Origin of the sequence: Pseudohongiella sp. SYSU M77423 (genome assembly GCF_029911965.1) — a bacterium.
GTDB lineage: Bacteria > Pseudomonadota > Gammaproteobacteria > Pseudomonadales > Pseudohongiellaceae > Pseudohongiella.
In genome coordinates this window covers 278,344-296,677 of sequence record NZ_JARYTH010000002.1, presented here as the reverse complement: position 1 = coordinate 296,677, position 18,334 = coordinate 278,344, and the positions used below count along the sequence as shown (strand labels likewise).

General features: G+C 53.7%; 18 protein-coding genes and 1 tRNA gene. 10 read left to right on the top strand and 9 right to left on the bottom strand.

The annotated features are described in order from the left end of the window. Positions 1 to 23: 23 nt before the first annotated feature. The gene (locus tag QGM61_RS05190; RefSeq protein ID WP_281132216.1) at positions 24 to 1,643 is read right to left on the bottom strand and encodes a LysM peptidoglycan-binding domain-containing protein; all 1,620 of its coding nucleotides are present in this window, start codon (positions 1,641 to 1,643) and stop codon (positions 24 to 26) included. 65 nt (positions 1,644 to 1,708) lie between these two features. Beyond that, positions 1,709 to 2,503 (bottom strand): hydroxyacylglutathione hydrolase, encoded by a 795-nt coding sequence (gene gloB / locus QGM61_RS05185; RefSeq protein WP_237134061.1) that lies wholly within the window; start codon positions 2,501 to 2,503, stop codon positions 1,709 to 1,711. 94 nt (positions 2,504 to 2,597) lie between these two features. Here gloB and QGM61_RS05180 point away from each other — a divergent pair, with 94 nt between their 5' ends. From QGM61_RS05180 to QGM61_RS05155, 6 genes are read left to right on the top strand one after another with little or no spacing between them, the layout of a single operon-like run. Beyond that, positions 2,598 to 3,443, top strand: a complete 846-nt coding sequence (locus tag QGM61_RS05180) for a class I SAM-dependent methyltransferase (RefSeq protein WP_237134062.1) — start codon at positions 2,598 to 2,600, stop codon at positions 3,441 to 3,443. Between the two features lie 21 nt (positions 3,444 to 3,464). Beyond that, a complete protein-coding gene (gene rnhA, locus QGM61_RS05175; RefSeq protein WP_237134063.1) occupies positions 3,465 to 3,932 on the top strand; it encodes a ribonuclease HI in 468 nt (155 codons plus the stop codon). After that, on the top strand, positions 3,932 to 4,651 hold the full coding sequence (gene dnaQ, locus QGM61_RS05170; RefSeq protein WP_237134064.1) for a DNA polymerase III subunit epsilon: 720 nt from the start codon (positions 3,932 to 3,934) through the stop codon (positions 4,649 to 4,651). The genes rnhA and dnaQ overlap by 1 nt, the downstream gene beginning before the upstream one ends. Next, positions 4,651 to 5,436 carry an NAD(+) diphosphatase gene (gene nudC / locus QGM61_RS05165; RefSeq protein ID WP_237134065.1) on the top strand — a complete coding sequence of 262 codons (786 nt, stop codon included), beginning with the start codon at positions 4,651 to 4,653 and terminating at the stop codon, positions 5,434 to 5,436. The genes dnaQ and nudC overlap by 1 nt, the downstream gene beginning before the upstream one ends. Positions 5,437 to 5,452: 16 nt before the next feature. Further along, positions 5,453 to 6,499, top strand: coding sequence for a protease SohB (sohB, locus tag QGM61_RS05160; RefSeq protein ID WP_237134066.1), 1,047 nt, complete (start codon positions 5,453 to 5,455; stop codon positions 6,497 to 6,499). A 40-nt stretch (positions 6,500 to 6,539) separates the two neighbouring features. Next, a complete protein-coding gene (locus QGM61_RS05155) occupies positions 6,540 to 7,559 on the top strand; it encodes a YhdH/YhfP family quinone oxidoreductase (protein WP_237134067.1) in 1,020 nt (339 codons plus the stop codon). On the opposite strand, the gene QGM61_RS05150 is transcribed toward QGM61_RS05155, so the two are convergent. Both QGM61_RS05150 and QGM61_RS05145 read right to left on the bottom strand, forming a co-directional pair. Beyond that, positions 7,556 to 8,080: a DUF934 domain-containing protein gene (locus QGM61_RS05150; RefSeq protein WP_237134068.1), complete on the bottom strand. Its 525-nt coding sequence runs from the start codon at positions 8,078 to 8,080 to the stop codon at positions 7,556 to 7,558. The two genes, QGM61_RS05155 and QGM61_RS05150, sit on opposite strands and share 4 nt — an antisense overlap. Before the next feature lie 18 nt (positions 8,081 to 8,098). Then, a complete protein-coding gene (locus QGM61_RS05145) occupies positions 8,099 to 9,778 on the bottom strand; it encodes a nitrite/sulfite reductase (protein WP_281132215.1) in 1,680 nt (559 codons plus the stop codon). 212 nt (positions 9,779 to 9,990) lie between these two features. Here QGM61_RS05145 and QGM61_RS05140 point away from each other — a divergent pair, with 212 nt between their 5' ends. Continuing rightward, positions 9,991 to 10,122, top strand: coding sequence for a hypothetical protein (locus QGM61_RS05140; protein ID WP_272907272.1), 132 nt, complete (start codon positions 9,991 to 9,993; stop codon positions 10,120 to 10,122). Between the two features lie 12 nt (positions 10,123 to 10,134). Here the strand turns inward: QGM61_RS05140 and QGM61_RS15325 are convergent, their stop codons facing one another. Both QGM61_RS15325 and metH read right to left on the bottom strand, forming a co-directional pair. After that, positions 10,135 to 10,410 (bottom strand): DUF2970 domain-containing protein, encoded by a 276-nt coding sequence (locus QGM61_RS15325; RefSeq protein ID WP_411268275.1) that lies wholly within the window; start codon positions 10,408 to 10,410, stop codon positions 10,135 to 10,137. Positions 10,411 to 10,433: 23 nt separating this feature from the next. Beyond that, positions 10,434 to 14,135, bottom strand: a complete 3,702-nt coding sequence (gene metH / locus QGM61_RS05130) for a methionine synthase (protein WP_411268755.1) — start codon at positions 14,133 to 14,135, stop codon at positions 10,434 to 10,436. 146 nt (positions 14,136 to 14,281) lie between these two features. Between metH and nfuA the strand changes: the two genes are divergently transcribed. After that, entirely contained in the window at positions 14,282 to 14,869 is a 588-nt protein-coding gene (gene nfuA / locus QGM61_RS05125) for a Fe-S biogenesis protein NfuA (RefSeq protein WP_281132544.1), read from the top strand. 98 nt (positions 14,870 to 14,967) lie between these two features. Here the strand turns inward: nfuA and QGM61_RS05120 are convergent, their stop codons facing one another. The 3 genes from QGM61_RS05120 to QGM61_RS05110 all read right to left on the bottom strand — a co-directional run bounded on the left by QGM61_RS05120 (position 14,968) and on the right by QGM61_RS05110 (position 16,826). After that, positions 14,968 to 15,630: a dUTP diphosphatase gene (locus QGM61_RS05120; RefSeq protein ID WP_281132213.1), complete on the bottom strand. Its 663-nt coding sequence runs from the start codon at positions 15,628 to 15,630 to the stop codon at positions 14,968 to 14,970. Between the two features lie 23 nt (positions 15,631 to 15,653). Then, positions 15,654 to 15,896, bottom strand: coding sequence for a hypothetical protein (locus QGM61_RS05115; protein ID WP_281132212.1), 243 nt, complete (start codon positions 15,894 to 15,896; stop codon positions 15,654 to 15,656). 156 nt (positions 15,897 to 16,052) lie between these two features. Next, positions 16,053 to 16,826: a hypothetical protein gene (locus QGM61_RS05110; RefSeq protein WP_281132211.1), complete on the bottom strand. Its 774-nt coding sequence runs from the start codon at positions 16,824 to 16,826 to the stop codon at positions 16,053 to 16,055. Positions 16,827 to 17,232: 406 nt separating this feature from the next. Here QGM61_RS05110 and QGM61_RS05105 point away from each other — a divergent pair. Further along, positions 17,233 to 17,308: transfer RNA gene (locus QGM61_RS05105), tRNA-Glu, on the top strand. 72 nt (positions 17,309 to 17,380) lie between these two features. Beyond that, on the top strand, positions 17,381 to 18,316 hold the full coding sequence (locus tag QGM61_RS05100; protein WP_237134074.1) for an ABC transporter ATP-binding protein: 936 nt from the start codon (positions 17,381 to 17,383) through the stop codon (positions 18,314 to 18,316). The last annotated feature ends 18 nt before the right edge of the window (positions 18,317 to 18,334 follow it).

Here is an 18,334-nt window from a genome sequence, read left to right as displayed (position 1 = left end):
GTTGTCCGGCGAAGCAGCCGGACTTACTCCACGTGCAAAATCAGCTCCTGGCCAGGATGGATAAGAGCACGTTGGCTGATGCCATTCCACTCAGTAATATCCTCTACACTCACACCATGCCGTCTGGCGATTCCCGCAAGGGTGTCGCCCGATTTGACTTCGTAACGCTGGGTCAGGGTAGCTTGGGTGCTGCCTGACAGGTCTGCAGCTGCGGTCAGGTTTCCGGCCTGCAGAACCAGTCGCTGACCCGGTTGCAACACAGTGCTCTCGCTCAAACTGTTCCAGCGCCTCAGTTCATTGACAGTCAGGCTGTAGCGATTAGCGATGCTCCAGAGGCTGTCTCCGCTTTTGACTATGTAATTGCCCGCGGGTATCGGCTGATTATTGTTTGCTGCCAGAATACTGGCCATACCGGGAATGCCATCACCGGCACCATAGGCGCGCGGAATCAACAGATCATCACCTGCCCGAATCGAGCTACCGGTAAGATTGTTGGCCTGCTGCAGGGCGGCGACCGTCGTTCGCTGTGAGCGCGCGATGCCGCTCAGCGTATCGCCTGGTTTTATCTGATAACGTTCCCAGGTAACACGGTTATCGCCCAGATCAGCAAGATTGGCAGAAAATCGCTCGGCAGCGTCCAGCGGCAGATTGATCAGGTGAGGGCCCTGCGGACGTGTAGCCCACTGCAGATAACCGGGGTTGAGTTGATACAGCAGTTCCGGCTCTATGCCAGCCAGCTGTGCTGCCAGATTCAGATCGATCTGCGAGCCTGCGTCGACACGGGCCAGCCAGGTGGTATCGGGCACTGGCTCTAACGCGAGTTCGTTTGATAATGGGTCTGCCATCAGATACGCCAGTGCGAGGAGTCGCGGTACATGACGCTGTGTCTCTCCTGGCAGTGACAAGGACCAGAAATCTGTGCCCCGGCCATTACGCTCGTTGCGTTCAATGGCTCTGGAAACGGTTCCCTGGCCGGCGTTGTAGGCCGCCAGTGTCAGTAACCAGTCCTCATTAAACAGAGCGTGCAGTCGCTGCAGGTAATCGAGTGCTGCACTGGTTGACGCGATCGGGTCGTGACGGCCGTCATACCACCAATCTCGCTGCAGGCCCAGGCTGGCTGCGGTGGGTGCCATGAATTGCCACAGGCCTGCTGCATTGACAGGTGAGCGGGCGCTGGGTTCAAAGGCGCTCTCAATAAAGGGCAGCAGTGCGAGCTCGGTCGGCAGATTGCGCTGCTGGATCTCTGATACGATTTCGTAAATGAACGGAGCAGCACGCGCACTTATCTCGCTAATAAAGCTGCTGTTACTCAAAAACCAGTCAATTTCTTCCTGAATGCTGTCGTTGTAATGCTGGTGGTAGAACTGCATGCCTTCGCTGACCCGGAACCACACACTGTTCTGAAATTCGATCTCGGCCTGGGTCAGTTCCAGTTCCGGCTGTGTTTCACGTTGGGTCCGTATCTGTTGTGCACGATTGCGTGTCTGGGCAACGCTTCGTGTTTGTGTGGAGAGTGGGCCGGCCTGTTCGGTATCTTCGGCCGGCGGTGGCAGAGTGCTGCAGGCGTTGATGAGTAGAGTCAGGGAAATCAGGGCCGACAGTCGCCGGCGCTTGAAGCGGGGTTTGGATGATTCTGGAGTCATGTTTCCTGCAGTATTCCTGTTAGTCGTTTCCTGCCGGCCATCTTCCTGTCCGGCCTGGCGTTTGTCTATGCGTTGTCCTTCCAACGACGCAGGGCAGCGAATGTGCCGCAGTCATCATTGATCTCAGCGGGAGAATGTTCGATTACACGCTGTTTGAGGCTGTCATTGTGACAACGCAAAAACGGATTGGTTCGCAATTCTAACTCAATTGTTGATGGGAGCGTCGGCAAATGTTTAGAGCGCTTTGTTTTCTCAGCGTCAATCCGCTGTTGCAGATCGATGTTCTGTGGTTCGGCAAGCGATGCAAATTCAAGGTTCTTGAGTGTGTATTCGTGCGCGCAGTAGACCCGCGTGTTACCGGGAAGACTGCTCAGACGCTGCAGCGACTGGTACATCATTTCTGGCGTACCTTCAAATATACGGCCGCAGCCGCCCGCGAAGAGTGTGTCGCCACAGAACAGAGCAGGGGAGTCATCGTCCGGTTGTTTGCCGAAATACGCGATATGGTCCAGTGTGTGACCAGGTACCGTAATAACCTGTAGTCTGAATCCACCGACAACCTCAAGCTGATCGGCCTCACCTACAGCTGTGCTTATGCCATCAATATGACCGCCTTTTGGACCATAAACCGGCACGAAATAGCGTGACAGCAGCGTTTTCAGGCCACCGACATGATCTGCGTGGTGATGAGTTATCAGTATTGAGTGCAGCTGCAGACCTTTTTCCTGAAGAAACGCGATCACGGGCTCGGCGTCACCCGGATCGACTACAGTGCATGCACTGCCATGACAGATAGCCCAAATGTAGTTGTCATTAAACGCCGGTATGGGAACCATACTGAACTGCGCCTGATCGCTCATGGTGTTCTCCTTTTGCTGCTTTTCTCAATGATATCAGATCAGGTTTGGTGAGTTTCCGTTGCGGTGCTAGAATCCAGACTCGAGGAGAATGCCAATGTCATCCCACAACCGCAAACCCGAGTTACCCGATCCCGTGACGCTGGAGCCAGAACTGTCTGAGTGGCTGCAATCACCGCTGGGTCAGGCCTTGCTGGATGCTCAGCGCCAGGCGCTATACCCGGTGCTCAGTCGTGTGTTTGGCTATCATGTCCTGCAGTTGTCCTGTGCACCGCAAGTGGACATGTTGCAGGACTGCCTGGTCGGGCACAAGATTTGTTTTGCACCGGCCTGGCGACCAGGTATCAACCAGCCTGTGGCCAGCATCGAGTCTCTGCCGCTGGAAACCGACAGCGTTGACGCAGTTCTTCTGCACCATGCGCTGGATTACACTAATGACAGTCACCGGCTATTGCGGGAAGCGACCCGGGTATTGCGGCCAGGCGGACGTTTGCTGATTGTTGGCTTCAATCCAGTTAGTCTCTGGGGGCTCAGCAAGTTGCTGCGCTGGCGACCACGCACACCATGGAATGCCCGCTTTCTGTCGCGACGTCGCTTGTCGGACTGGTTGAGCCTGCTGGATTTTAGCGTTGATAAAGTCACCTACGGTGGGTTTCTGCCACCGCTCAAGCACCCACGGATTCTTGCTAAAGCCGCCGATTTTGAGCGCTGGCTGGATAAACTGGGCAATCCGACAGGCGCGTTCTATATGGTGGTTGCCAGCAAGCAGCGCGTGCCACTGATTCCGGTAGCACCGCGCTGGCGAAAAATGCAGCGGCCGGCGCTCGGCGTACCATTGCCTGAAACGGGTCGTGTTGCCAGCCAGCCAGGCAGAGCGGCTGGCAGGGCACGCAAAGTCGTACCGCTGCGCCCCTACAGACGCCATACTCCCGATCACGAATAAGTTACAAATAAGGCTAGATGATTGAAAGAAGTTGTTGAAATTTATACCGATGGTGCCTGTCGTGGCAACCCGGGGCCGGGTGGTTGGGGGGCTGTTCTGCGTTACCGTGGGGTGGAGAAGCAACTGTATGGCGGCAGCTTCCACACTACCAATAATAAGATGGAGCTGCTTGCCGTCATCAAGGCGCTTGAGGCACTCAAACGTTCGGGCTGTCAGGTTTCATTATATAGCGACTCACGTTACGTCCTGACAGGCATCAGTGAATGGTTGCCCAACTGGAAGCGTAGAGGCTGGAAAACCGCCAATCGCAAGCCGGTACTGAATCAGGAGCTGTGGCAGGCGCTCGATGAGCTAAGTCAGCAGCACGATATTGACTGGCACTGGGTCAAGGGACACAGTGGCCACCCGGGCAATGAGCTGGCGGATGAATTGGCGAATCGTGGGATTGATGAGTTGCCGGCACAAGCAGATACGGGAGTGCATCAGTAGTGCGTCAGATTGTACTGGATACAGAAACGACCGGCCTGGAAGCCTCCCAGGGACACCGGATCATCGAAATAGGTTGCGTTGAAGTTGAACATCGCAGGCTTACTGGCAATCACTATCACCAGTATGTCAGACCCGAGCGGGAAATTGACGAAGGTGCCCAGGAAGTGCACGGCATCAGCAACGAATTTCTGGCTGACAAACCGGTGTTCTCCGAAATTGCTGATGAGTTTCTTGAATTTGTCCGTGGGGCAGAACTGCTGATACACAATGCCCCGTTCGATATTGGGTTCCTTGACGCGGAACTGGAGCGACTCGGCTCATCCTATGGGCGGATGGCAGATTATTGTCGCATTACCGATACATTGCAGCTGGCCCGGCGCAAACACCCCGGTCAGCGCAACAGTCTGGATGCCCTTTGTAAGCGCTACGAGGTCGATAACTCCCATCGTGAACTGCACGGCGCCTTGCTTGACTCCGAGATACTGGCCGACGTTTATCTACTGATGACCGGTGGTCAGACTGATCTGAGTCTGGCTGAAGAAGCCGCGTCAGAGAATGAAAGCGGCGCTACACAAGCTGTTCGCGTCAGCCGCGAAGGTCTGGCGCTGGCAGTTTCGCAGCCAACAGAGGCAGAGTGGCAGGCGCACCAGAAGCTTCTGGAACGCATCCAAAAGGCCAGTGGCGAGAATTGTGTGTGGCTTAGAGGCAAGTCCGACTGATGCCTGCTGCCGTCATCCTTTTTCACGAAGGCAGTGTTCTGCTGAACAATGGGCGTCCTCTCTGGAATCCAGATGTACTTAACCGCCCTGATGTTGTGCTTCGCGCCCTGTTGCCGGTGGCCGATGAGACCGGAGGCGCAGGTGTTTACCAGGTTGCGGTGCTTGACTCCCTCAAACCATTCCCCAGTATTGAACCGGTCGGCGTGCGCCAGTTTTTGCTGGAGTCAGGCTTTGATTCATTTTCGGTTGTGGGTCGTGCCAGTCAACTTGTAAATTGGTACATCATGCACCGCTACTGTGGCGCCTGCGGACATCAGACAGAATTGGCGGAAGCTGCCAACCGGGTGTTGTGCACTGCCTGTGGCAAGGAATACTACCCCCGCATTAATCCCTGCATTATTGTTCTGATTACCCGTGGCGACAATATTCTGCTGGCCAGAAGCAGTCGGCGCGGCACTGATTTTTACAGCTGTCTGGCCGGTTTTATCGAGCCAGGGGAGAGTGCAGAGCAGGCGGTAAGGCGGGAAGTCTTCGAAGAGGTCGGCCTGCAGGTTACCAATATTCGATACACCGGCAGTCAGCCGTGGCCGTTTCCGTCTCAGTTAATGCTTGGCTTTTACGCTGATTACCTGGATGGCGAAATTAACCCCGATCCGGACGAAATTGCTGATGCCGATTGGTATGCTGTTGATCAGCTACCGAAGGTACCTTCCCCGCGCATAAGCATTGCCGGGCAATTGATAGAGACGTATGTGGAATCGGCGCTGAACAACAGCGCTCGTTGAAAGGAGAGTGTAAATCTTGGAATACTTTGTTGAATACCTGATGTTTCTTGCGAGGGCGGTAACCATCGTCGTGGCCATTTTTGCGGTGGTAAGCATTCTTGTCGCTGCCGGTCAGCGCAACCGTCGCCAGGTGAACCGCGGCAGTATTTCTGTGATTCACCTGAACAAAGAAATTGAAGACCTGAAAGAGAGTCTGCAGCGCGTGATTCTGGACAAGTTCATGCTTAAAAAGCTGTTGAAGGCGCAGAAGAAAAAAGACAAAGAAGAGGCGCGCAGACTGAAGGGTGAGCAATCCAGTGAGCAGCGAAAAAAACGCATTTATGTTCTGAGTTTTAACGGTGACATGGAAGCAAACGAGGTGGAATCCCTGCGGCAGGAAGTGACGGCTGTGTTGACCATGGCAGAGTCAAATGACGAAGTCATGTTGCGACTGGAGAGCCCGGGTGGCATGGTGCATGCCTACGGACTGGCGGCGTCGCAGTTGCTCAGACTTAAGCAGAGCAATATCCCGCTCACCATCTGCGTAGACAAAGTTGCCGCTAGCGGCGGTTACATGATGGCGTGTCTGGCAGATCGGCTGCTGGCAGCGCCGTTTGCCATCATTGGCTCGATAGGCGTGCTGGTGCAGATGCCGAACATCCACAGGCTGTTGAAGAAAAACGATGTTGATTTCGAGATGATCACGGCTGGTGAATACAAGCGGACTCTGACTCCGTTCACTGAGGTGACTGAAAAAGGGCGCGAAAAGGTCAAGCAGGATGTTGAAGAGATGCATGGCCTGTTCAAGGACTGGGTTCAACGCTACCGTCCCGTCGTAGACATTGATCAAATCTCCACGGGAGAGACCTGGGTAGGCATGCAGGCTCATGACCGCAAAATGGTTGATGACATCGGAACCAGCGATGACTTTATTGTCCAGTCCTGCGAGGCTGCTGATGTCTACGAGGTCTGTTATGAGATACGTGTGCCGCTGGGCGAAAAAATTGGTGGGGTGCTGCAGCGGGCCATGGACAAGACTTTACTGAACTGGTGGCAACGCCTGCGCACGCCGCAGCAATTCTGACTTTCATGCAACACAAACTTCACGCGATACAGGATAGTTTATGAAACTTGACCAGGAATCATTCAAAGCATTGCTTGTTACCGAACATGCCGGTGATGACGGCAAAAACCGATACGAGTCGGCATTGGTTGATCGCAAGGTTGCGGAACTGCCTGCAGGTGATGTGCTGATTCGCGTGGCCTATTCGTCACTCAATTACAAAGACGCATTGTCGGCAGCAGGCAATAAAGGCGTGACGCGTAATTACCCTCATACACCGGGTATTGACGCGGCAGGCGTTGTGGCAGAGTCGGAGAACGAACACTTCAAGCCGGGTGATGAAGTGATTGTTATTGGATACGACCTGGGCATGAATACCGCGGGAGGATTTGGGCAATACATTCGTGTGCCAGCTGACTGGGTTGTGCCCAGACCGGCGGGTTTGAGCCTTCAGGAAAGCATGATCATCGGCACAGCTGGCTTTACCGCAGCTCTGTGCGTGGAAAAGCTGCTCCTCAACGGCGTAGATGCCGACTCCGGTCCCGTTCTTGTAACGGGTGCCAGTGGCGGGGTAGGCAGTTTTGCGGTGGCTCTGCTTGCCCAGCTGGGCTTTTCTGTTACAGCCATGACCGGCTCCGGCCAGGCTGCTGATTTCCTGAAGGGTCTTGGCGCTACTGAAATTATAGGTCGGGAAGACTACGCCAGCCCCAACCCGCGGCCTTTGTTGAAGGAACAATGGGGTGGGGCAGTCGATGCCGTTGGTGGTGACATCCTTTTTAATGTCGTTAAATCCCTGCGCTATGGTGGCAGTGTGGCCTGTTGTGGATTGGTCGCGTCACCCACATTTGATGCATCGGTATTTCCGTTTATTCTGCGAGGAGTGAACCTGCTGGGCATCGATTCGGTGAACCTGCCAATTTCTCACAAGCGACAGCTATGGAACAAGCTGGCTGCAAACTGGAAACCGGCGCAGCTGGCATCACTGCAAACCACGTTATCACTGGCGCAACTGTCCGATGCGCTCAAACAGGTTCTGGCGGGCAAGTCGACTGGTCGACTGGTTCTGGATCTGCAAGCCTAACGGCGACGAAACAGGGGTTCAGGCTGGTCAATGCTGGCCTGATATCCGGTTTTGAAGTCGGCAAAGGCAGTCAGCATGATCTCGGCATCCTGATCAGCGCGTGGCATGAGGATGTTGAAACCACAGCGTTTCAGGAAGAAAACCTGGTCGCGCAGCACATCGCCTACCGCCATCAGGTCGCCTTTGTAACCCAGATTCTGACGGAGTGCGCGTGCAGTGCTGTAGCCGCGACCATCGCTGAAAACTGGAAAATTGACAGCAATCAGCGGGATATCATTAATATCAAATGCGGAGTCGACGATAAGCGAACCCGGCTTTTCATTACTGTCCAGCCATACCCCAGTCTGTCCCTTTCTGGCCTGCAGTGTGCTGCGTTCGGCCAGCCAGAAATCGAGTGGCACTATGATGGCTTGCTGCTCCATGTCCGCCAGCTCATCGACGCCAACCTCGGCCTCCAGAATTCTCCAGGAATTACTTACAACAGTCTGGTCTTTGATGATCCATTCAGATGATGCTGGCATGTTTTCAGTGTCCAATGATTAAGCCTGGCGCGGCGCGCGTGAGTTGGATTTGTCGCCGTATAGTGCGGCCTTGAACGGATCCAGACCGATACGATTAAAGGTTTCGACAAATTCCTCACCACCACTTCGCTGCTGTTTATAGACCGATACGATCTTTTCTATCACATCCGGTATTTCATCCTGCGAGAAAGCCGGGCCGACAATCTTTCCCAGTGCAGTGTCGTTGCTGGCAGAACCACCGAGAGAAACCTGATAGAACTCCTCACCTTTTTTGTCTACACCCAGAATGCCAATGTTGCCGACATGGTGATGACCGCAGGCATTCATGCAGCCAGATATGTTCAGAGACAATTTGCCAATCTCGCGCAGTTCGGCATGGCTGAATCGACGCTGGATCGACTCCGCTATCGGAATCGATTTGGCATTGGCGAGTGCGCAGAAGTCACCGCCCGGGCAGCAGATCATGTCACTGAGCAGGCCAAGATTATCCGCCTGCAGGTCGTGAGTTTTCAGTGCCTGCCACAGGTCGTACAGCTTGTCCTGCTCAACATCGGCGAGTACCACGTTTTGCGTATGCGTGATGCGCATTTCACCAAAACTGTACTGATCAGCCAGATCGGCAATGAACTGCATCTGTGCGGCGTCCAGATCCCCGGGGGCATAACCGGTCTTCTTCGCACAAATGGTGACAATGGCATAGCCGGGTCGTTTGTGCGCGCTGACATTCTGGTCGTGCCACGCTGCAAACATCACGTCGCCGCCAAGTGCCCGCTTCAGCAGCTCACTGCTGGCAGGCAGATCTTTGTAATCCGGGTCGTGGAAAAATCCGCGGCAACGTTCCACTTCATCCTGAGTCAATGTCATAGGACCGTCCTTGACGGTCAGCCATTCAGCTTCGACCTTGTCCCGGAACTGCTCTACACCGGTTTCCCTGACCAGAATCTTGATGCGCGCTTTGTATTTGTTGTCACGGCGTCCTTCCTGGTTATAGACGCGCAGGATGGCATCGAGGTAACTCAGCAGATGTTGCTCCGGCAGGAAACTACGAATCTCACTGCCGATGACCGGGGTGCGACCCAGCCCGCCCCCAACCAGTACCCGAAAGCCCAGCTCGCCAGCTGCATTTCTGACCATGTACAGACCAATATCATGGACTTGCGTAGCCGCCTGGTCTTGCCTGGTGCCACAGACTGCAATTTTGAACTTGCGCGGCAGGTAGGCAAACTCGGGGTGGAAGGTCGACCATTGTCTGATTATCTCGCAGTACGGGCGGGCATCAGTTATTTCGTCTGCCGATACACCTGCGAACTGGTCGGTGGTGGTATTGCGGATGCAGTTACCACTGGTCTGGATCGCGTGCATTTCCACTTCAGCCAGATGTTCGAGTATGTCCGGTACTTCCTCAAGATGAGGCCAGTTAAACTGAATATTCTGACGGGTTGTCAGGTGGCCGTAACCTTTATCGTAGTGATCGGCGATATAGGCCAGCTTGCGCATTTGTCGCGATGACAGCATGCCGTAAGGGATTGCGATCCGCAGCATCGGTGCCAGGCGCTGAATGTATAGCCCGTTTTGAAGGCGTAATGGCAGGAATTCGGCATCCGACAACTGGCCAGCCAGGTATCTCTGCGTCTGGTCCCTGAATTGTGCTACACGATCAGCCAGCATCTGGTGATCATATTGGTCGTATCGATACATAATTCGAAACTGCTACGGAAAATTTGGGAGGGCATTGTAATAAAAACAGGTATTGATTACCACCAGACGGAATATGGCGGTTTGTCATAACCGTATAACCAGAAGTGATTTTCGTGCAGATTACTTGATTATCCGGGTAGATGAATTAAAATGCGCTCGCGATTTTTACTGCGTAATTCACAGACAGCCCCTATACAAGCAGGTGAGGCCCCATGACTGATCAAGCCAACAACAGCCATTACACTGAAGAAGAGTTGCAAGCCAACAGCCAGGTCGACGCAGTCGCCATTTTTGCCGCTGTTATCGTTATGGTCAGCCTGGTGATTTTCTTTGTAGCCAGCTGATTCAGGCGTAATTCACGCCAGCACCACCCGTACAACGACCACCAGAGTCAGCACAAACACTACGGTAAAAATGAGCGCGGCAGCGACAAAGCCCGAAATGGAGCCTTGTTCGAAGTCGCGCTCTTTGTTTTTGCGGCTTTGCACGCCAAAGCTGGCGGCGATCACACTGCTCATGGTCTGCCAGAAGCCAAGCTTCTTTCTGGCTGGCTGGGGCGCCTGGTTCTGTTCAGTGGTTCCTGGGCCTGAATGCTCATCAGAGCTGTAATCATCTGCAGTTTTATCAATCATGGTTGCCTCCGATAACACCCCGCTTAATCCAGCAGATTGGGTGTCAGTAACTTACGGGCTGCTTCAACGGTAATTCCGCGGCGCTCAGCAAAATCCTCTACCTGGTCTTCATTGATCTTGCCCACGGAGAAATAGCGCGAATCCGGATGGGCAAAATAAAATCCACTGACCGCTGCTGCTGGTAGCATAGCGAAACTCTCGGTCAGAGACATCTCAATTGAATTGTTTATATCGAGCAGATCAAAGATGGCAACTTTGTCTGAGTGTTCAGGGCAGGCCGGATAACCTGGCGCGGGTCTGATACCACGATACTTCTCGCGAATCAGGGCTTCGTTATCAAGGGTTTCGTCAGGGGCGTAGGCCCAGAATTCACGCCGCACTCGTTCATGCAGGTGTTCAGCGAAGGCCTCGGCCAGGCGATCGGCCAGGGCCTTGACCATAAGGGCGTTGTAGTCGTTATTTTCGGCCTGGTATTTGTCAGCCAGTTCCTGAGCGCCAAGTCCTGCCGTCACGGCAAACGCACCGATATAGTCTGTGTCTGCCTCTGAACTGTCGGCAACAAAATCAGCGAGTGAGAGGTTGGGGATGCCCTCAGCCTTGGACGCCTGCTGCCGAAGAAAGTTGAATTCGTGCAGTGGTTTAATGTGTGCGTCATCAGCAAATACCTTGACATCGTTGCGCCCACTGCGCTGGGCTGGCCAGAAGCCGATCACGCCCTGTGCACGCAGTTTTTTGTTGCTGACAAGATCATCCAGCATCTGTTGGGCATCCGCGAACAGGTCACGGGCTGCCTGCCCAACCACATCGTCCTCAAGAATGGCGGGATACTTGCCTGACAGGCTCCAGGTGATGAAAAAAGGTGTCCAGTCGATGTATGGCACCAGCTTTTCCAGAGGGTAGTCCTCAAACACTTTTGTCCCCAGGAAGGAGGGCCTGGTAATGGTGTCCGCGCGCCATTCAAACTGACCTGCGTTACTGTTGGCCTCGTCGAAACTCAGCAGGCTGCTGCGCTGGTCACGACCTGCGGTGCGCGTGCGTATTGTGTCGTACTCAGCTTTGACCTTGGCGACAAATTCGGGGTGGGTCTCTTTGCCGAGCAGGTTGCTGACGACGGTTACGCTGCGCGATGCATCTGGCACGTACACAGTCGCGTTATTCCTGTAATGCTGCTCGATCTTGACCGCGGTATGAGCCTTTGACGTCGTCGCTCCGCCGATCAGCAGAGGTACCTTAAAGTCCAGGCGCTGCATTTCCTTGGCGACATGGACCATTTCATCAAGCGATGGTGTGATCAGGCCGCTCAGGCCAATAATATCCACATCGTGTTCACGTGCCTGTTGCAGTATTTTCTCGCAGGGAACCATGACGCCGAGATCGATGATGTCGTAGTTATTGCAGCCCAGCACGACGCCGACAATGTTTTTGCCAATGTCGTGGACATCGCCTTTGACTGTGGCGAGCAGGACTTTGCCTTTGGATTTGCTGGCATCGCCCGACTTGAGCTTCTCGGCCTCGATATACGGCAGCAGGTAGGCAACCGCCTGTTTCATGACCCGGGCACTTTTTACGACCTGTGGCAGGAACATTTTGCCACTGCCAAACAGATCGCCGACAACATTCATGCCGTCCATCAATGGGCCTTCGATCACTTCGATCGGTTTGTCGTATTGCTGCCGCGCCTCTTCGGTGTCGGCGTCAATATAGCGAGTAATGCCTTTGACAAGCGCGTGGGTGATGCGCTGTTGGACAGGCGCGTCACGCCAGGCGACATCCTCATTGGACTCGGTGCTGCCAGTGCCGCTGTACTTGCCGGCGATTTCCATCAGGCGGTCAGTGCCGTCGCTGCGCCGGTTCAACACGATGTCGCTGACGCGCTCTTTGAGATCCGCGGGTATGTCATCGTAAACCGTCAACTGGCCGGCATTGACGATACCCATATTCAGTCCGGCCTTGATGGCGTGATAAAGGAAAACCGAGTGAATCGCTTCGCGCACAGGGTCGTTGCCGCGGAAGGAAAACGACACGTTACTGACACCGCCTGAAATCAATGCGTGTGGCAGATTCTTGCGGATGTAACGACAGCTTTCGATAAAATCCACGGCGTAGTTGTTATGCTCATCGATACCGGTGGCAATCGCGAAGATGTTGGGATCAAAAATGATGTCCTCCGGAGCAAAACCAGCCTCGGAGATAAGCAGATCGTAGCTGCGCTTACAGATCGACTGCTTCTTCTCCAGCGTGTCCGCCTGTCCGGTTTCGTCAAAGGCCATCACCACGACAGCAGCACCATAGCGACGACAGAGTCGGGCTTTCTCCAGAAAGTCTGCTTCGCCTTCCTTCAGGCTGATCGAGTTGACGATGCCCTTGCCCTGGATATTCTTCAGGCCACATTCAAGCACCTCCCATTTGGAAGAGTCGATCATGATAGGGACGCGGCTGATGTCAGGCTCCGACGCGATCAGACGCAGAAATTTCTGCATCGCCGCCAGAGAGTCCAGCATGCCTTCGTCCATATTGATGTCGATGATCTGCGCACCGTTTTCCACCTGCTGCAGCGCAACATCCAGTGCCTCGTTGTAATTGTTCTCGCGAATCAAGCGCGCGAACTTGCGAGACCCGGTTATGTTGGTGCGTTCGCCGACATTCACGAACAGGCTGTCAGGGCCGATGTTGAACGCTTCCAGTCCACTGAGTCGGCATTTGACCGGGACCTGGGGAATCTTGCGCGGCTTGTGAGCAGCGACTGCTTTGGCGATGGCACTGATATGCACAGGCGTCGTGCCACAGCAGCCGCCAATAATGTTTACGAAGCCGCTGGCAGCAAACTCTTCAACAATCGCAGCCATTTCGGCAGCGCTCTGATCATATTCGCCGAACGCATTGGGCAGGCCGGCGTTGGGGTGTGCCGATACAAACGACGAGGCCAGGCCCGAAATCTCTTCGATGTGTGGCCGCAACTGATCGGCACCCAGAGCGCAGTTAAAACCTATCGAAAGCGGCTTACTGTGCCGGACAGAGTTCCAGAAGGCTTCTACGGTCTGACCGGAAAGCGTACGGCCACTGGCATCCGTAATGGTGCCAGAGATCATGATCGGCAGCTCGATGGCCATGTCGTCAAACACTTCCTGAATGGCGAAGAGCGCGGCTTTGGCATTCAGTGTGTCAAAGATTGTTTCAACCAGCAGCAGATCAGCGCCGCCACTGATCAAACCCTCGACGGCGACTTTATAGTCCACCACCAGGCTGTCAAAGTCAGTGTTGCGGTACCCCGGGTCGTTCACATCGGGCGACAGAGAAGCAGTGCGGCTGGTTGGGCCGATGACACCCGCCACAAACCGGGGCCTGTCCGGTGTCTTCAGATTGATCTCTTCACAGCATTCGCGCGCCAGTTTTGCACCCTGGTAGTTCAGCTCTCTGACAATAGGTTGCAGGTTGTAATCTGACTGGGAGACTGCCGTAGAGTTAAAGGTGTTGGTCTCGACGATATCCGCGCCAGCTTCCAGATAAGCCAGATGGATTTTGCGGATGATATCCGGTCGCGTCAGTGTCAGCAGGTCGTTGTTACCGGTCAGGTCCGATTCATGATCCCTGAACTGTTCACCACGATAGTCTGCTTCAGTCAGCTTTTCGGCCTGAATCATGGTTCCCATTGCCCCATCCAGAATCAGGATGCGCTGGCTGAGGGCTTGCTTCAGAAGTTCAAAGGCCGGGTGTTGTTTCATCAGTCTGTCCATTGGGTCATCGCATTGGAAAAGCCGCAATTCTAGCAGAAGCAGGGCGGTGTACCGAGGGTTTTGTCATATCGCAGTGGGACGGGGGGATGTAAATCGGCTAATAACCTAGTAAAATACTCGGCTATTGGAGATAGAGGATTGCTATGATCACGATTACCGAACCAGCCCAGGAATACCTGGCGCAGTTACTGAAGAAACAGGATACCGAAGGGGTCGGCATACGGGTGTTCATCCTGGATCCGGGGACTCCGAAAGCCGAAACCTGCATATCCTTCTGTCGCCCTGGCGAGCAGAAAGACGAAGATGAGCTGAAAGAGTTCGCTGAATTTAATGCCTGGCTTGAAAAGCGCAGCATTCCTTTTCTGGAGGAAGCTGTTGTCGACTATGCCAAAGACAGCATGGGTGGTCAGCTTACAATCAAGGCGCCTAACTCACGCCTGCCTAAAATCCGCGACGACAGCCCGCTGGAAGATCGTATTAACTACGTGCTTTATAATGAGATCAATCCCTCACTGGCCTCGCATGGCGGTGTTGTCAGCCTGGAAGACATCGTTGATGACTCGATTGCGATACTTCGCTTTGGTGGTGGCTGTCAGGGTTGTGGCATGGTAGATGTGACGCTGAAGGAAGGTGTGGAAAAGACGCTGATGGACCAGATTCCCGGCCTGACCGGCGTGCGCGACGTTACCGACCATACCAACCGGGAAAACGCTTACTTCAAGTAGGCCGTAAACCGTCTGGCTGTGCCGCGGGTTTTAGTCGCGGCACTCGCTGTTTTTCATCCTGCCAGTTAAATCAATCGAGCATTGAAAATATAATAATATCAGTGACGTGGCGGATATCTCTCAAGCAGTGCCTGATATAGTCGAGTAGGGTAGTCGTCCGTTTCGGCAGGCAGGCCCGCCATGACCTCTACCAGGTGTTCGTTGTCTTCCCGCCCATGCCACAGCTTTTGATAGCTTCCTTCCTTGTAACCATGGTCCTGGCGGAAGAAATTAAGAACATTTTTACCCACGTACTGGCGAAACAGCTCGTTCCATGACATCTCGCAATCACGCATGATGTGTTCAAACAGGGGCAGCTCGATACGCCTGGCAGCCGCTGTTGCCGTCAATAGCTCCAGCTTTTCAAGCAGAGTTAAACCTCCCAGCTGCCATTCCCGGCCATCAAAGAGCATAGAATCACTGTTGGTGGGCTGTATAATCTGATTCAGGGATGTTTCCAGATCGCCTCTGGCTCGCAACAGCACTTCTGACATAAGAAAGTGCCATATATCGATCACTTCCATTTGAAGCTGCGGCAAGTCCAGCGTCTGTTTTTTCCACCATTTCCAGCCATGGTGCTCGATCGCTTCGGAAGCTTCGACAAGCACTGCGCGCAGGTAGGGGTATCCAGCGTTTAGCCAGTCAGGGTCGACTTTAGAGTTCATGGCAGTCTGAAGTTCCAGCATGGTGCGAGCCTGCCGGGGAGAGAGCGTGTCGTGCATGGTGAGGTCCGGTCGATTTCTGATCAGTGATTTGCAGTGTTGCTCAGATTGGCCTTTTGTTGCTGCAGTGCCGCAAGCATCTCCCGGCGACTTCGCAGCATATCTTCATAGGAGCGGCGGGGTTCTGCATCGTCAGAATCGATATCGGCTATCCAGTCCTGCAATGTCTTGATTTCCAGGCTCAATTGAGTAATACCCTGATCGAGCAGATCTGGCTCAACCTGGGGGAGCGATGGGGCGCGCTTTCGCTTTTCTGTCAAGCTCATGCCGGAATTCTCTGACAAACTGCAACCGCCGTTACCTTACCATGACAACGGTTATCGGCCACTAAGCCAATAGCATTAGTCATCGCTCGGATTGGATTTGTAAATTTTCTGGAGATTGGCACATTTGCGCTTAGAACTCAATAGTTTGCTTGCGTTTCAAGCCGGTTCGGAAGGTTCAAACAGACTTCGATGGTAGGCTTTGGCACTCTGTTGTCGTTCGGGCTCGCCCCACAGGTCTACCATCTGGCGACTATCGGTCTTGTTGAGTAGTCGCATGTGCTCGTGGCCAAGGTCCCGCCAGGGCAACTCAATTTGTGCGATTTGTTCGGCGGTGAAACGCTGTGACAGTGATTGCCATTTAAGATCGGGGACTCCAGGAACTTTATCGTGCAACAGGCTGGCCTCTGCAGCCAGACGGTAAAGCGTCTGCAGCCAGTCGGCCCTTGACTCCTCTTTGGCTGCACGGGCCGCAGCGCGGGCAATGATCGCAGCCTGTTGGTATCCCTGTAGCTGTGGCCAGGCGACATTGCAGGCAGAGAGCGCGGCATCATAGTCCCCCTGGTTCCTTAATGATTGCGCCACCTGCTTCCAGTCGCCGGGCGATGCGGCTGGAGAGGGACTGGCTTCCTGTTCGGGCTTATTGGTGAGGTTTTGTTCCTTGGTCTCTTTTGCTACCTCAGGAGCAGGCTCGGAACCTGTTGTTGCTGTTTCCTTTACACACTGTTCCGGTTCCGCTGTTGATGTCTCAAACTCATCAGGCGCCGCTTTCTCCGCTTCCGGTGCCAGTTCGGGAACTTCGACGTCCAGAGGAGGTAAACCGCGCTCACGCTCAACTGCATCAACACGGGCTCTTTGCTGGTGACGGTGGAGTACATAAGCGATTGCGCAGACCAGCGCCAGCGATAAGACTAGACTGAAGAATACTAACATTGTGCGAATCAGGCCCTGTTTGCAGAGTGTGGGTAGTCAACTATAACACTGTTGATCCGGTGTGAAGGAAATGCCGTATAGACTGGCACGATGGGTGAAGACTTCAGCATCAGTGCATATATGGTGCTGAAGTGAAAAAAACAAATAATTTGAAAATAGTTCTATCAGCTGCCGAATCTATTTGCTATTATGCGCGCGCTGCATCGGTAGGGCATTCAGTGTTCTCGAGTCACCGGTTTCGACTGGTGGTAGCAGCAAGAAACTGCGATACAACTCTGAGTAAGCTAATGTACAAAATCAGAGTGAAAAAAAGTTGTCCAGTTTGACAGAATTTACTTGACGGCGACGTGTTAGCTTCTTAAAATTCGCGCCGCTTTCTGCAACAAGGCAGGAAACAAAGTTTTCTGTCCCCTTCGTCTAGAGGCCTAGGACACCGGGTTTTCATCCCGGCAACAGGGGTTCGAAACCCCTAGGGGACGCCATATTTTAAGCCTGGCTTTTGCCAGGCTTTTTTTTTGGCCATAATTCGGAAATCGACGTCATCAGGTTCCGCCATGCAAACAGAAAATCACCACGCCATCTCGATTCGAAACCTGAAGAAAACCTACGACAATGGCCACCAGGCGCTTAAGGGAATCGATCTCGATGTTCGCGAGAACGACTTCTTTGCTCTGCTGGGACCCAACGGGGCAGGAAAGTCGACAATCATCGGCATTATCTCCACGCTGGTTCGTGCAACGTCTGGCCAGATCCAGATTTTCGGGCGGGATGTGGCGACCGACGTTTATCAGACAAAACTGTCACTGGGCGTGGTTCCGCAGGAAGTAAACTTCAGTCAGTTCGAGAAAGTTGGTGATATTGTCATGACCCAGGCCGGGTACTATGGCCTCAAGGGACAGCTGGCAAAGGAACGCACAGAAAAATACCTCAAGAAGCTTGACCTGTGGGACAAGCGCGACAACCGCTCAAGAATGCTTTCTGGCGGGATGAAACGTCGCTTGATGATCGCCAGGGCTTTGGTTCACGAACCCAGACTGCTGATACTGGACGAACCAACGGCAGGTGTTGATATCGAACTGCGTCGCTCAATGTGGGATTTCCTGCAGGAAATCAATAGAAGTGGCACAACCATCATTCTGACCACCCATTATCTGGAAGAGGCAGAACATCTGTGTCGCAACATTGCCATCATCAATCATGGCGAAATTGTTGAAAACACCAGTATGCGAAGTCTGTTGGGCAAACTGGCGCGTCAGACACTGGTATTCGACACGTTCAGTGAGCTCACTGCTGCGCCAGTATTCGAAGACCCGGATATCCATAGCCACCTGATTGATTCGCACAGTTTTGAGGTCAGTATGAGCACCAGTCGTGATATCAACGCGCTTTTCAACGTTCTGTCGCAGCAGAATGTATTAATCAAAAGCATGCGCAACAAGACCAATCGGTTGGAGGAACTGTTCCTGTCCAGCCTGAGCACCCAGAAGTAACGGGGCAGGGGGCACATT